Below are 13,022 nucleotides of genomic sequence, written 5' to 3'. Positions count from 1 at the left end.
CGCGGCCTACTGCAGCAGGCCCTCGCTGGTGAGGAAGTCCTTGGCCACCGCGTCGGGCTGCTCCCGGTCCACCGAGATCCGCCCGTTGAGCTCGGTGAGCTTCTCGGTGGTGAGCGCGGCCATCAGCTGGTTGAGCGCATCGGCGGCGTCCTGGTGGTCGGCGATCCAGCTGGTGGAGACGGCCGGCACCAGGTTCTGTGCGGTCTGGATCCCCTTGTCGTCCTCGAGGAGCACCAGCCCCTGGTCGGCCAGGGTGCCGTCGGTGGTGCTGGTCAGGCCCAGCTGCGCCTCGCCGTCCAGCACCGCCCGGTAGGTCTGGTCGCTGGCGAACCCAAGCGGCAGCACCTTGGTGACGTCGATGCCGTACACCTTGGTGAGGCCACCCTCGCAGTCGCTGCGGCCGGGGCAGTCCTCGGCGGCAGCCAGCACGACGGAGGTGCCCTCGAGGTCGGAGAGCGCGGAGAGCCCGTTGTCCTCGGCGTACTGCTGGGTGACGAAGAAGGCGTTCTGGTCGGTCGCCGACGACGGGTCGAGCAGGGTGATGCCCTTGTCGTCGAGCAGCGGCTGGACGGCGGCGATCGTCTCAGCCGGGTCGTTGGTGGTCAACGACGGCGCGTCGGCACCGTTGGCGGTGGCGTTGAGGAAGTCCACGAGCCCGCCGACGTACTCCGGCACGACCTGGATACCGTCGGGGAACTGGCCCGCGGCCATGTAGACGTCGCGCGTGCCGACCAGCTTCACGCTCGCGTCGTAGCCCAGCGAGTCGAGCAGCTGCTCGTACATGCTGGCCACCAGCGTCGCCTCCGGGAAGTTCTGCCCCGAGATGCTGACCGCGCCCTTGTCGCCCGATCCGCTGCCGCCCGAGTCGGCGCTGCCCCCGTCGTCGCTTCCGCACCCTGCGGCCAGCACCAGGCTCGCCGCCGTGAGGGCGGCGGCGATCGTACGTCGTACCTGCATGTCGGTTCCACCTTCCGTGTCCCGTGGCAGGGTGCCACGCGTGTCCGGTTCTCCGCTCGCTCAGGGGCTCGACGGCGCCGTGCCCTCGAGCGGGTCCGCCCATCGTTGCAGCAAGGACCCCCCGGCTTCGAGTACCAGCGCCACGGCGGCGACCACGATCGCGCCGGCGACACCCTTGCCGTAGTCGGTGTTGGCGAAGCCGTCGGTGATCACCCGGCCGAGTCCGGGGCCGGCCACGAGCGCCGCGATGGTGGCGGTGGCCCACACCTGCACCAGCGCGAGGCGGATCCCGGTGGCCACCAGAGGCAGGGCCAGCGGCAGCTCGACGCGGGTGAACAGCTGCCGGCCACTCATCCCCATCCCCCGGGCGGACTCGCGGACCTCCTCGGGAACCTCGCGCACCGCCACGTAGGCGTGGGTGATGATCGGTGGCAGCGCGAACGCGGCGAGCGCGATCAGCGTGGCGAGGCCGGCACGGCCGTAGGGCCCGAACGTGGCCGTCCCGGGCCAGTCGGCGATGACCAGCAGTGCCAGCAGGGCGTACGTCGGGATCGCCCGCCCGACGTTGGAGATGTTGATCGCCAGGAACCCGCCCCGCCCGAGGTGGCCCAGCCACAGCGCGACCGGGAGGCCGAGCAGCAGGGCCAGGCCCAGGGCGGTGACCGAGATGAGCAGCTGCTGGGCGAGCAGGGCCCAGATGCCCTCCGGGCCGGTCCAGTTGGCCGGGTCCGCGAGGTAGCCGAAGGCGTTGCCGAGGACGTTCACCCGGATTCCGCCCGCCTGGTCCACGGGGTCGCCACCCGCTGCAGGCCCACCACCACGAGGTCCAGCAGCACCGCGAGAAGGACGCACAGCACGCACGCGGCCAGCAGCTCGGCGCGGAAGTTGCTGAACACGCCGTCGGCGATCAGGTTACCGAGTCCGCCGTTGGCCACCAGCGCGCCCACCGTGGTGAGGGCGACCGTGGACACGGTGGCCACCCGCAGACCCGCCATGATCACCGGGAGCGCGAGCGGCAGCTCGACCCGGAACAGCAGGCGGGTCGGGGCGTAGCCCAGCCCCGTGGCCGCCTCGGTGACGTCGTCGGGCACCGAGCGCAGGCCCTGCAGCATGGCCCGCACCAGGATCGTCAGGCAGTAGAGGGCCAGCCCGACGACCACCGTGGTGGCGGAGATGCCCGTGAACGGCACCAGCAGCGGGAACAGCGCCAGCGAGGGGATCGTGTACAGCCCGGTGGCCGTCCCCACCACGGCCGCCTCGAGGCGCGCGCTCCGCCGCGCGAGCAGCGCCAGCGGGAAGGCGATCAGCACCCCGGCCAGCACGGCCACCACGCTGATCCACAGGTGCTGCCAGGTGGCGTCGAGGAGCTCCTGGCGGCGGTCGACCAGGTAGGCGGGGCAGAACCAGTCGTTGACCAGCCGGCTGTAGCACGACGGTCCCGGCTCGTCCGCCGACGGCACCGCCGCGAGTAGGGTCACCGCATGGACGCTACCGCGGATCCGATGATCCGACTGACCGGCGTCGGGAAGACCTACCCGGACGGCACCATGGCCGTGCAGGGGCTCGACCTGGACGTCGCCCGCGGCAGCCTGGTCTGCCTGGTCGGGCCCTCGGGCTGCGGCAAGTCCACGACCTTGAAGATGATCAACCGGCTCATCGAGCCCACCGCGGGGACGATCCTGCTGGACGGCCGCGACGTGCTCGCCCAGGACCCGGTCGCGCTGCGTCGCGGCATCGGCTACGTGATCCAGCAGGTGGGGCTGTTCCCCCACCAGACGGTGGCGGTCAACGTCGGCACCGTGCTCACCCTGCAGGGCGCCCCGAGGGCCACGGTCCGCAGCCGGTCCCTGGAGATGCTGGAGCTGGTCGGCCTGGACCCGGAGGTGTACGCCGACCGCTACCCGCACCAGCTCTCCGGGGGCCAGCAGCAGCGGGTCGGCGTGGCGCGGGCGCTGGCCGCCGACCCGCCGGTGCTGCTGATGGACGAGCCGTTCGGCGCGGTGGACCCGGTGGTTCGGGCGCGGTTGCAGGACGAGTTCCGCCGGCTGCAACGCACGCTGCGCAAGACGGTGGTGCTGGTCACCCACGACATCGACGAGGCGGTCCGGATGGGGGACCGGGTGGCGGTGTTCGCCGCCGGCGGCCGGCTGGCCCAGGAGGGGACACCGGCCGAGCTGCTCGCCCGGCCGGTGGACGAGTTCGTCGCGGACTTCGTCGGCTCCACCCGAGGGCTGCGGCGGCTGGCCGTGACGCGGATCGACCCGGCGTACCTCGAGCCCCTGGACGGGGTGACGACCGGCGACCTCGGTGGGGTGGTGGACGCCGACGCCACGTTGGAGGAGGCGCTGGCCGCGCTGCTGCGCGAGGACCGGCAGGTCGTCGCCGTACGTCGGGGTGGCCAGTTCCTGGGAGTCCTCACCCCGAACGGGGTGCACCGGGCGCTGCGCGCCTCCCTCGCCGACCCGTCGCTGTCTGACCGCTGACCTGTCGCTGTTTGCCCGGTTCTGCACAGGGCACCTGTGGAGGACCCGTCAATCAACGACGGGTCAGCGGGAACCTGCGACGGGTCAGGCGTGGCGGCGGTAGCCCTCGGCTCCCATCGCCTGCCAGGAGGCCAGCTCGGCGCGCAGCACGTCCGCCTCGGCCCGCAGGGCGTCCGTCTCCGCGCGGAGGGTGTCCCGCTCCGCCCGGAGCCCGTCCGCCTCGGCCCGCAGCGCGTCCCGCTCGGCGACCAGGGGCTCCCACTCCTGCTCCAGCTCGGCGACCCGGACGATGGCCTCGGCCGCACGCTGCTCGGAGTCCTCCAGCAGCCGGGCGTACCGCTGACCGTCCAGCTCGGCGCCCTCGGCGCGCGCGGCCTCCGCCGCGACCCGGCGGGTGGCCTCCGCCGCCCGGTGCTGGGCGGTGCACAGGGCGTCCTCGATCTGGCGGAGCGCGGCCTGGGTGCGGGAGAGGCGGGTGCTCATGGAGTCGAGGAAGGTGGCGTTCTCGGCGACGCGCTGCTCGGCCAGAGCGGCGTAGGCCTGGGCCTGGTGGGCTCGGTCCTCGGCCGCCTCACGGCGGGACTCGACGACCTCGGCCCGGGTGACCAGGGTGGCGGCGACGCCCAGCACCGTGGCCACCACCGCGGCGCCGGCGAGCAGCGGCGGGGAGGCGAGGAGGAGGGCGAGGGAGACGACGGCGACGGTCGACAGCAGCAGCAGCGCCGCCACGGTGAGGCGGGTGCTGCGCCGCCGGCGGCGGGTGCTGCGCGGGGAAGGGGCCATGAGGGCAGACTAAGGCGCGTCGTCCTCGGATCGGACGCGACACGCGCGCTCGAGGACGACGGCAGCCGCCAGCATGGCGGCGGCACCCAGCGCGGCCGCGGCCGAGCGGGTGATCCGTTCCGTGGCCAATTCTGACCCACTTCCGACCCAGCTGAGGGCGAAACCGGCATATCCACCGGCCACCACTGCGCCGACCAGGGCGCAGGCGCGAGCCAGGACGAACCGGTTCACCATCCGCTGGGCGTCCGGCCGCTCACGCTCGCCGCGCATCGCGTGCCGTGTCGCGCGGGCGGTGGCGGCGAGCACCACCGCCACGAAGAAGAGCGCCAGCGCCGGAAGCCAGGTCACCAGGGGCGCCGAGCCCTGCCAGCGCTCACTGACCGGGCGGACCAGCCAGCCGACGACCAGCCCGGCGACACCCCACCCGGTGAGTGCGGCGGCCGACACCGGCCGCAGGCGCCCGGTGGGCTCCTGCTCGGGGGGCTGCTGGGTCACGGCAGCTCGAGCACCAGGTCGTCGCGCCGGACCAGGCCGGACCCGTCGCACTCGTCGAGGAGCTCGACCACGGGGCCGGCGTCGGGCAGCACGGCGTCCGGTTCCAGGTCGTGCCACGGCTGCAGCACGAAGGCGCGCTGGGCCGCGCGCGGGTGAGGGAGCTGCAGCGCCTCGGTGTCGCTGCGCCGGTCCCCGACCGCGATCAGGTCCACGTCGAGGGTGCGGGGGGCGTTCGCCTGGCCCGTGCGGGTGCGGTCGAAGGCGTCCTCGATGGCCAGGGCCCGGTCCAGCAGCCGGTGCACCGGCAAGGTGGTGTCGGCGAGCACCACGGCGTTCAGGAACGGCGGGGACCCCGCGGGGGCGTCGACCGGCTCGGTCTCGTACACCGGGGACACCGCGGTCACCCACACGCCCGGGGTGTCGGCGAGCGAGGTGACCGCACCCGCCAGCGTGGTCATCCGGTCCCCCAGGTTGGAGCCCAGCGCGATCACCGCACGCCGGATCGGGTGCATGCCCCCGGTGAGCGTGTCGGTGTCGACGATGTGGGGGTTGGGGGTCTCGGGCACGGCCCTGGTCCCTTCTACTCGGCTGGTCACGGCCTGCGGATGGTGAGGGTGACGTCGGTGAAGCCGGCCTGGATGGGTGCCTCCGGCTTGTGGACGGTGACCTCGGCCCATTCAACACGGGAGTGCCTGAGGCACAGGTCCGCGAGGCGCTGGGCCAGGGTCTCGATCAGGTCGACGGGGTCGGACTCGACCGCGTCCTTCACCTGGGCCACGAGACTCCCGTAGTCCACGGTGTCGCGCAAGTCGTCGGAGCGGGCCGCCGGCCGGGTGTCCAGACCGAGGGTCAGGTCGACCAGGAACCGCTGCCCGTCCCGTCGCTCGAAATCCAGGACGCCGTGGTGCCCGAAGCACTCGATCCCGAGCACGATCAGCCGGTCGGTCACCGGGCCTCCTGCATCCGGGCCGCGACCTCCAGGGCGTCTCTGGTGGCGCGTACGTCGTGCACCCGCAGCCCCCACACCCCACGCTCCGCCAGCAGCGCCACCAGCGCGGCGTGGGCGTGCTCGCGCTCCCCGGTCGGGCGTGGCCGGCCGTCCTCGTCGGCCAGCAGGGTGCCCAGGAACGACTTGCGCGAGGCGCCCACCAGCAGCGGGAAGCCGAGCGCGCTGAGCCGGTCGAGCGAGCGCAGCAGCTCCCAGTTGTGGTGGGGCCGCTTGGCGAAGCCCAGGCCGGGGTCGAGCACGGTCCGCGCCGCGGGGATGCCGGCGGCAGCCATCGCCTCCGCGCGCGCGGCGAGCTCTCGGGTGACCGCGTCGACGACGCCGCCCTCCTCGTCGTACGTCGCGAAGTCCTGCATCCTGGCGCTGTGCGCCCGCCAGTGCATGGCGACCATGGTCACGCCGGACCGGGCGACGACCTCGAGCACCCGCGGGTCGGCGAGCCCGCCCGACACGTCGTTGACGAACCGCGCGCCCACGCCCACCGCGGCCTCGGCGACCTCGGCGCGCATGGTGTCGACCGAGACCATGACGCCGGCGTCGGCCAGCGCAGCGACCACCGGCAGCACCCGCCGCAGCTCCTCGCCCAGCGGGGGCCGCTCAGCTCCGGGCCGGGTGGACTCGCCGCCCACGTCGACCAGGTCCGCGCCCTCGGCGACCATGTCCAGGCCGTGGGCGACGGCGTCCTCCGTCGTCGCCCACCGGCCACCGTCGGAGAAGGAGTCGGGAGTGACGTTGAGGATGCCCATCACCAGAGGGCGGGCGGGCCCGGTCATCGTCGGCCGTGGATGAGCGCCATCGCCTCGCTGCGGGTCGCGCCGCGGTGCATCAGCCCGCGCACCGCGGAGGTGATCGTGCGGGCGCCCGCCTTGCGGACCCCTCGCATGGTCATGCACAGGTGCTCGGCCTCGATCACCACGATCGCGCCGCGCGCCTCGAGGATGCCCATCATCGCGTCGGCGATCTGGGTGGTGAGCCGCTCCTGCACCTGCGGTCGCTTGGCGTAGACGTCCACCAGCCGGGCGAGCTTGGAGAGACCGGTGATCTTGCCGGTCTCGGCGGGGATGTAGCCCAGGTGCGCGACGCCGGTGAAGGGCACCAGATGGTGCTCGCACATCGACCACAGCTCGATGTCGCGCACCAGCACCATCTCGTCGTGGCCGATGTCGAAGGTGGTCGACAGCACGTCCTCGGGGGCCTGCCGCAGCCCCGCGGTCAGCTCCGCGTACGCACGCGCGACCCGGGCGGGGGTGTCCACCAGCCCTTCCCGGTCCGGGTCCTCCCCGATCGCGAGCAGCAGCTCGCGGACTGCGGCCTCCGCGCGCGCCTGGTCGAAGGGCGGGATCTCCTCGGGCGCCCGCTCCACCCGCCCGATCGGGGCGATCATGCCGGCGGCGAGCCGACCGGCGTGTCGCCGTGCAGGTCACCGGGCACGTGCGGCGGGGTGGTGACGACCTCGCCGGCGGTCGGCGCCGGGACGCCGCTGCCGTTCGAGGGGGCGGAGGCCGCAACCCGGTCGCGGATCGCCTGCGGGATCTCCACGGGTGGGATCGCGGACGGGGTGCGGGTGGGCGAGCCCGTCCAGGCAGGGCGCTCGGGGCGGCGGCGCAGCGGCTCGAAGACCCGGGCGACCTCCTCCTTGTCCAGCGTCTCCTTGTCGACCAGCTCGAGGACCAGGGCGTCGAGGACGTCGCGGTTCTCCTCGAGGATGTCGAAGGCCTCTTGGTGAGCGGTCGCGAGCAGCACCTTCGTCTCCTCGTCGACGATGGCCGCCACGTCCTCGGAGTAGTTGCGGGTGTGCCCGAGGTCGCGTCCCAAGAAGGGCTCGGCGTTGGAGTCGCCGAGCTTGATCGCACCGAGGCGCTCCGTCATGCCGTACTGCGTCACCATGGCCCGGGCGAGGTTGGTGGCCTTCTCGATGTCGTTGCCCGCACCCGTGGTCGGGTCGTGGAAGACCATCTCCTCGGCCGCCCGCCCGCCGAGCATGTAGGCGAGCTTGTCGAGCATCTCGCTGCGGGTCTGGGAGTACTTGTCCTCGTCGGGAAGCACCATCGTGTAGCCCAGTGCGCGGCCCCGCGGCAGGATCGTGACCTTGTGGACCGGGTCGGTCCCGGGCAGCGCCGCGGCCACCAGGGCGTGTCCACCCTCGTGGTAGGCGGTGATCAGCTTCTCCTTCTCGCTCATCAGCCGGGTCCGCCGCTGCGGTCCGGCGATGACCCGGTCGATCGCCTCGTCCAGGGACTCGTTGTTGATGAGCTTCAGGCTGCTGCGCGCCGTGAGCAGCGCCGCCTCGTTGAGCACGTTGGCCAGGTCCGCGCCGGTGAAGCCGGGGGTACGCCGGGCGACGCTGAGCAGGTCGATGTCGGGCGCCATCGGCTTCCCGCGCGAGTGCACCTGAAGGATCATGTGGCGGCCGTTGAGGTCGGGGGCGTCGACCTGGATCTGCCGGTCGAAGCGGCCCGGCCGCAGCAGTGCCGGGTCGAGGACGTCGGGACGGTTGGTCGCGGCGATCAGGATCACCCCGCCGCGCACGTCGAAGCCGTCCATCTCGACCAGCAGCTGGTTGAGGGTCTGCTCGCGCTCGTCGTGGCCGCCGCCCATGCCGGCGCCGCGGTGCCGGCCCACGGCGTCGATCTCGTCGATGAACACGATCGCCGGGGCGTTCTCCTTGGCCTGCTCGAACAGGTCGCGCACCCGCGAGGCGCCCACGCCGACGAACATCTCGACGAAGTCGGAGCCGGAGATCGAGTAGAAGGGCACGCCCGCCTCGCCGGCGACCGCACGGGCCAGCAGGGTCTTGCCGGTGCCGGGCGGGCCGTAGAGCAGCACGCCCTTGGGGATCTTCGCGCCGACGGCCTGGAACTTGCCGGGCTCCTGGAGGAACTCCTTGATCTCGCCGAGCTCCTCGATGGCCTCCACGCAGCCGGCCACGTCGGAGAAGGTGGTCTTGGGCATGTCCTTGGTGATGAGCTTCGCCCGGGACTTGGCGAACTGCATCACGCCCCGGCCACCGCCGCCCTGCACCTGGTTCATCAGCCACAGGAACACCAGGACGATGACCACGAACGGCAGCAGGCTGAGCAGCAGCGAGGTGAGGATGCTCTGCTTGGGGACGTCGACGGTCATCTTCTCGATCTCGCCGGCCTTGACCTGCGCCTCGACCCGGTCGGCGAGCCCGACCTGCTGCCCGTCGACCCAGTAGGTCATCACCTTGGAGCCGTCGTCGAGCGTCGCCTTGATCTGCTGGTCACCGTCGATGAAGGTGATCTCCTTGACCGACCCGTCGCTGATGTCCTCGATCATCTTGGAGGTGCTGATCTCGTCGTACCCACCGCTGGGCGGCAGGTACTGCAGGGCGAGCAGCACGCCCACGACGGCGATGACGATCCACAGCCAGGGGCCCTTGAATATCCGCTTCACAGGCTTCTCTCGAACGTGACTCCGCTGCCGGGCGGCCTGGTCGGCCGTCCGGGTGTGACATTGAAGTGACGACGGTACACGTCGTCCCTCTCGTCATTCTCGCAGGGAACTCAAGCCGCCGGGGCGAGCTCAGGAGTAAACGTGCGGCGCGAGGGTGCCGATGTCGCGCAGGTTGCGGTACTTCTCGCGGTAGTCCAGGCCGTAGCCGACGACGAACTCGTTGGGGATCTCCCACCCGACGTACTTCACCTCCACCGACATCTGGGCCGCGTCGGGCTTGCGGAGCAGGGTCGCGATCTCCACGCTGGCGGGGCTGCGGCTGGCCAGGTTGGACACCAGCCAGCTCAGGGTCAGGCCGGTGTCGATGATCTCGTCGACCACCAGCACGTGCCGGCCGGTGATGTCGGTGTCGAGGTCCTTGAGGATGCGCACGACGCCGCTGGACTTGGTGCCCGAGCCGTAGGAGGAGACCGCCATCCAGTCCATCTCCACGTGGCCGCCAAGCGCCCGGGAGAGGTCGGCCATCACCATCACGGCGCCACGGAGCACCCCGACCATGAGCAGGTCCTTGCCCTCGTAGTCGCGGGTGATCTCGTCGGCCATCTCCTGGATCTTGTCCCGGATCTGCGCCTCGGTGTAGAGGACGCGGACGAGGTCGTTCCTCACGTGGGCGGTGTCCATGGAGGAAGGGTAGTGGGGGCGAGCTCCGGCACTACTCCCCCGGGTGGACGCGCTCGAACACCAGGCCGCCGGTACGCCGCAGGGCGCGCACGTGGCCGGGGAGGTCGATCCACCGCTGGCCGCGCCAGTCGGTGACCAGGGCGTCCACCGCGACGACGTGCTCGTAGAACAGCTCGCCGGAGGGCGACCCCGCCGCCAGCGCCGCCAGCCGGAGCACCCGGCGCCGGACCGCCGGGTGCAGGGCCGAGAGGCCGGCGACCGGCAGCGGCTCACCCAGGTCGGCGAAGGCCTGCCCGGCGAGGTCGTCGAGCAGGTCCGTGTCGTCGCGCAGCTGGTCGGCGGTCCTGGCGAGCGTGGCGGCCACCCCGGGGCCCAGCTCCTCCTCCATCATCGGCAGCACCCGGCTGCGCACCCGGGCCCGGGTGAACCGGGGGTCCACGTTGTGCGGGTCCTCCCAGAACGACAGCCCCTGCACGTGGCAGGCGGTGACGGTGTCCACGCGCGCCACCTCCAGCAGCGGACGCCGGTAGCACTCGAACGAGCGGCGCATCCCCGCGAGCGACCGGCCGCCGGACCCGCGGGTCAGCCCGAGCAGCACGGTCTCCGCCTGGTCGTCCCGGGTGTGGCCGAGGAGGACGACGGCGGCGTCGAGCCGCTGCGCGAGCTCGCCGAGCACGGTGTACCGCGCCTGGCGGGCCGCGGCCTCCGGACCGAGGCCCTCGGCCTCGACCGACACCCGGGCCGCGACGGTCTCGTCCACCCCGAGCGCGACCATCTGCCCGACGACGCGGGAGGTCAGCTCGGCCGACCCCGACTGGAGCCCGTGGTCGACGGTCGCCCCGACCACCCGGAGGTGGGCGGCGCGGGCCTCGGCCACCGTGGCCGCGAGCAGGGCGAGCGAGTCGGCACCTCCGGAGCAGGCGACCACCACCGTGCCGCCCGGCTCCACCTCGTCGAGGGCTCGGCGCACGGCGCGGCGCACGGCGGCCACCGCCGGGTGCAGCGTCATCGCGTTCAGCCCAGGACGCGGGCGACCCAGGCGGAGGGGTCGCCGATCTCGGCGCGGGAGGGCAGGTGCTCGGGCGCGGCCCAGACCGCGTTGAACTCCTCCATCCCGACCTTCGCGACCACGCCCCGCACGAACTTCGCACCGTCGCGGTACTGCGCCATCTTGGCCTCCAGGCCCAGCAGCCGGCGGAGCAGGCGGTCGAGCACGCCCACGCCCTGGCGGCGCCGGTCGAACGCCCGGCGGATCTGGGCGACCGACGGGATCACCGAGGGGCCGACGCCGTCCATCACGACGTCGGCGTGGCCCTCGAGCAGGGACATCACACCCGTGACCCGGTCCAGCACCTCGCGCTGCTCGGGGGTGCCCACGACGTCCAGGAGACTGCCGCCGCCGCGGAGCAGCCGCGAGGCCCCGGCGACGAGGTCCTCGGCCATCCGGGTGGGCTCGACGGTGTCGACCAGGTCCTGGACCTGCGCGAACAGGTGCTCACGCATCCAGGGGACCGCGGTGAACTGCACCCGGTGGGTCTCCTCGTGCAGGCACACCCACAGCCGGAAGTCGGCCGGGTCCGCGCGGATCTGGCGCTCCGCGTGGACGATGTTGGGGGCGACCAGCAGCAGCCGGCCCGACGGATCGTGGAACGGGTCGAACTGGCCCAGCACCCGGCTCCCGAGGAACCCCAGCAGCAGCCCGACCTCGGCGCCGGTGACCCGGGAGCCGAGCGCCTGCGAGAGCCCTGACGGCGCCCCCTTGGCCTCGGTGAGCCGCGCCACGACCGGGTCCATGACCGTCGAGAACGCCGCGGCGTTGGCCTCGACCCAGCCCGCCCGGTTGACCACGAGCACCGGTGCGGTGCGCTCCTCGGCCACCAGCCCGGTGTAGTCGCGGACCAGGCCGGTCGAGCGCTCGGCGTCAGCCCGCAGCCCGGTGACGACCTCCTGCGCCTCCCCGGTGGACACCGCTGGCCCGTCGCCGGCGACGCGCGACCCGAGGGCCACCGCGAGCTCCCAGTCGACCATGTTCGCACTCATGGGGCCGACCCTACGGGTACGCCGAAGCCGGGGACCGCTCCGTCCGGGACCGCCCGGGCGGGTCAGCCGCCGCAGCGGCAGCGGGCCAGCGCCGCCGCGAGGCCGTCCAGCGCCGCCCGAGCGTCGAGGGTGTCGACCGGGTCGATGCGGTCGGCCACCAGCACGAAGACCATCGTGGTGCCGTCGCGGCCCGTGGCCAGCCCGGCCAGCCCGGAGACGCCGGTGAGGGTGCCGGTCTTGGCGCGCACGAGCCCCCGCCCGGGGAGCGCGTCGGAGGTGAAGCGCTCGGCCAGCGAGCCGGTGAACCCCGCGACGGGGAGCCCGGTCAGCACGCTGCGCAGCTCGGGCCGGTCGTCTGCTGCGGCCACCCGGAGCACCCCGAGCAGCGTGGCCGGCTCCAGGCGGTTGGCGCGGGAGAGCCCGCTCCCGTCGAACAGGCGGGCCCCCTCGAGCGGCACCCCGAGCCCGCCCAGGGCCTGCTCGACGCCGGCCACACCCCCCGCGAAGGACCCAGGGTGCCCGGTGGCCAGCCCGACGTGGTGCGCGAGCACCTCGGCGCCCTCGTTGTCGCTGACCTCCAGGACCCGCTCGACGGCCTCCGCCAGCGGAGCGCTCTCGACCGAGGCCAGCGTGGGCGCCGCGCCGGGGGCCTTCGTCGGCACCGGCGAGCCACGCACCGCCACCCCCTGCCGGGTCAGGGCCCGGGCGAAGACCGCGGCGGCGTAGGCCGGTGGGTCGGCGACCCGGTGGAAGCCGTCCGGCGCGCGGCCCTCGTCCACCCACAGGGCGGTGATCGGGGAGACGACGTCGTCGGGCAGGTAGTCGGCCTCCCAGCTCGGGGCCGCGGTCGGGCCGCTGAACAGCGTCGCGTCGTAGCCCAGGCGCACCGCGCGGATCCCCTGGGCCGTCAGGGCGGCGGCGGTGCGCCGGGCGAGGGTGGCGAGGTCCGCGCCGGGGGGCGCGTCGTCCTCCGCCGACCCGGCGCTCAGGTAGGGGTCGCCGCCACCGACCAGCACGATGCGGTCGGTGCGCGGCGCTGCCACCACGCGGGTGGTGAAGACGTGGTCGGGGCCGAGCTCCTCGAGGGCGGCGGTGGCGGTCAGCAGCTTCGTCGTCGAGGCCGGCACGAGCGGGGAGCGGCCGGCGGCGTACACGGCGGG

At 73.3% G+C, this 13,022-nt stretch carries 15 protein-coding genes; 1 reads left to right on the top strand and 14 read right to left on the bottom strand.

All coding sequences use genetic code 11. The features are described from left to right. Positions 1-6: 6 nt before the first annotated feature. The 3 genes from PLP61_RS05740 to PLP61_RS05730 are packed head-to-tail and all read right to left on the bottom strand — an operon-like array spanning position 7 to position 2,435. Positions 7-957 carry an ABC transporter substrate-binding protein gene (locus tag PLP61_RS05740; RefSeq protein WP_324501249.1) on the bottom strand — a complete coding sequence of 317 codons (951 nt, stop codon included), beginning with the start codon at positions 955-957 and terminating at the stop codon, positions 7-9. Positions 958-1,017: 60 nt separating this feature from the next. After that, the gene (locus tag PLP61_RS05735) at positions 1,018-1,722 is read right to left on the bottom strand and encodes an ABC transporter permease (protein ID WP_324501247.1); all 705 of its coding nucleotides are present in this window, start codon (positions 1,720-1,722) and stop codon (positions 1,018-1,020) included. Continuing rightward, entirely contained in the window at positions 1,719-2,435 is a 717-nt protein-coding gene (locus tag PLP61_RS05730) for an ABC transporter permease (RefSeq protein WP_324501245.1), read from the bottom strand. The genes PLP61_RS05735 and PLP61_RS05730 overlap by 4 nt, the downstream gene beginning before the upstream one ends. A 3-nt stretch (positions 2,436-2,438) precedes the next feature. On the opposite strand from PLP61_RS05730, the gene PLP61_RS05725 reads away from it, so the two are divergent. After that, positions 2,439-3,440 carry an ABC transporter ATP-binding protein gene (locus PLP61_RS05725; protein WP_324501244.1) on the top strand — a complete coding sequence of 334 codons (1,002 nt, stop codon included), beginning with the start codon at positions 2,439-2,441 and terminating at the stop codon, positions 3,438-3,440. Positions 3,441-3,524: 84 nt separating this feature from the next. On the opposite strand, the gene PLP61_RS05720 is transcribed toward PLP61_RS05725, so the two are convergent. The 11 genes from PLP61_RS05720 to dacB all read right to left on the bottom strand — a co-directional run. After that, complete coding sequence (locus PLP61_RS05720) at positions 3,525-4,223, bottom strand: hypothetical protein (protein WP_324501242.1); 699 nt, start codon at positions 4,221-4,223, stop codon at positions 3,525-3,527. A 9-nt stretch (positions 4,224-4,232) separates the two neighbouring features. Further along, complete coding sequence (locus tag PLP61_RS05715) at positions 4,233-4,718, bottom strand: DUF3180 domain-containing protein (RefSeq protein ID WP_324501240.1); 486 nt, start codon at positions 4,716-4,718, stop codon at positions 4,233-4,235. Next, entirely contained in the window at positions 4,715-5,284 is a 570-nt protein-coding gene (gene folK, locus PLP61_RS05710; protein ID WP_324501238.1) for a 2-amino-4-hydroxy-6-hydroxymethyldihydropteridine diphosphokinase, read from the bottom strand. Before folK ends, PLP61_RS05715 begins: the two co-directional genes overlap by 4 nt. Before the next feature lie 26 nt (positions 5,285-5,310). Continuing rightward, entirely contained in the window at positions 5,311-5,667 is a 357-nt protein-coding gene (gene folB, locus PLP61_RS05705) for a dihydroneopterin aldolase (protein WP_324501236.1), read from the bottom strand. Then, positions 5,664-6,497, bottom strand: coding sequence for a dihydropteroate synthase (folP, locus tag PLP61_RS05700; RefSeq protein ID WP_324501234.1), 834 nt, complete (start codon positions 6,495-6,497; stop codon positions 5,664-5,666). Before folP ends, folB begins: the two co-directional genes overlap by 4 nt. Further along, the gene (gene folE / locus PLP61_RS05695; RefSeq protein WP_324501232.1) at positions 6,494-7,108 is read right to left on the bottom strand and encodes a GTP cyclohydrolase I FolE; all 615 of its coding nucleotides are present in this window, start codon (positions 7,106-7,108) and stop codon (positions 6,494-6,496) included. The genes folP and folE overlap by 4 nt, the downstream gene beginning before the upstream one ends. Continuing rightward, complete coding sequence (gene ftsH, locus PLP61_RS05690; protein ID WP_324501230.1) at positions 7,105-9,141, bottom strand: ATP-dependent zinc metalloprotease FtsH; 2,037 nt, start codon at positions 9,139-9,141, stop codon at positions 7,105-7,107. Before ftsH ends, folE begins: the two co-directional genes overlap by 4 nt. Before the next feature lie 129 nt (positions 9,142-9,270). Further along, positions 9,271-9,822 carry a hypoxanthine phosphoribosyltransferase gene (gene hpt, locus PLP61_RS05685; RefSeq protein WP_324501228.1) on the bottom strand — a complete coding sequence of 184 codons (552 nt, stop codon included), beginning with the start codon at positions 9,820-9,822 and terminating at the stop codon, positions 9,271-9,273. 31 nt (positions 9,823-9,853) lie between these two features. Then, positions 9,854-10,831 (bottom strand): tRNA lysidine(34) synthetase TilS, encoded by a 978-nt coding sequence (gene tilS, locus PLP61_RS05680; protein ID WP_324501226.1) that lies wholly within the window; start codon positions 10,829-10,831, stop codon positions 9,854-9,856. A 5-nt stretch (positions 10,832-10,836) separates the two neighbouring features. Next, positions 10,837-11,862: an Rv3626c family coenzyme F420 biosynthesis-associated protein gene (locus tag PLP61_RS05675; RefSeq protein WP_324501225.1), complete on the bottom strand. Its 1,026-nt coding sequence runs from the start codon at positions 11,860-11,862 to the stop codon at positions 10,837-10,839. A gap of 62 nt (positions 11,863-11,924) precedes the next feature. After that, positions 11,925-13,022 (bottom strand): D-alanyl-D-alanine carboxypeptidase/D-alanyl-D-alanine endopeptidase (dacB, locus tag PLP61_RS05670; protein ID WP_324501223.1); only part of this gene is annotated, 1,098 nt, incomplete at its 5' end.

Source organism: Nocardioides sp. (assembly GCF_035429765.1).
Lineage (GTDB): Bacteria > Actinomycetota > Actinomycetes > Propionibacteriales > Nocardioidaceae > Nocardioides.
Note: the sequence above shows the minus strand (reverse complement) of the source record. Positions and strands in the feature narration are given on the sequence as shown.

Bases quoted from the DNA above. Each gene is read 5' to 3' on its own strand.
- PLP61_RS05740 (WP_324501249.1), bottom strand. From the start codon at position 957: ATGCAGGTACGACGTACGATCGCCGCCGCCCTCACGGCGGCGAGCCTG.
- tilS (WP_324501226.1), bottom strand. From the start codon at position 10,831: ATGACGCTGCACCCGGCGGTGGCCGCCGTGCGCCGCGCCGTGCGCCGA.
- folE (WP_324501232.1), bottom strand. From the start codon at position 7,108: ATGATCGCCCCGATCGGGCGGGTGGAGCGGGCGCCCGAGGAGATCCCG.
- hpt (WP_324501228.1), bottom strand. From the start codon at position 9,822: ATGGACACCGCCCACGTGAGGAACGACCTCGTCCGCGTCCTCTACACC.
- folP (WP_324501234.1), bottom strand. From the start codon at position 6,497: ATGACCGGGCCCGCCCGCCCTCTGGTGATGGGCATCCTCAACGTCACT.
- PLP61_RS05720 (WP_324501242.1), bottom strand. From the start codon at position 4,223: ATGGCCCCTTCCCCGCGCAGCACCCGCCGCCGGCGGCGCAGCACCCGC.
- PLP61_RS05725 (WP_324501244.1), top strand. From the start codon at position 2,439: ATGGACGCTACCGCGGATCCGATGATCCGACTGACCGGCGTCGGGAAG.
- PLP61_RS05675 (WP_324501225.1), bottom strand. From the start codon at position 11,862: ATGAGTGCGAACATGGTCGACTGGGAGCTCGCGGTGGCCCTCGGGTCG.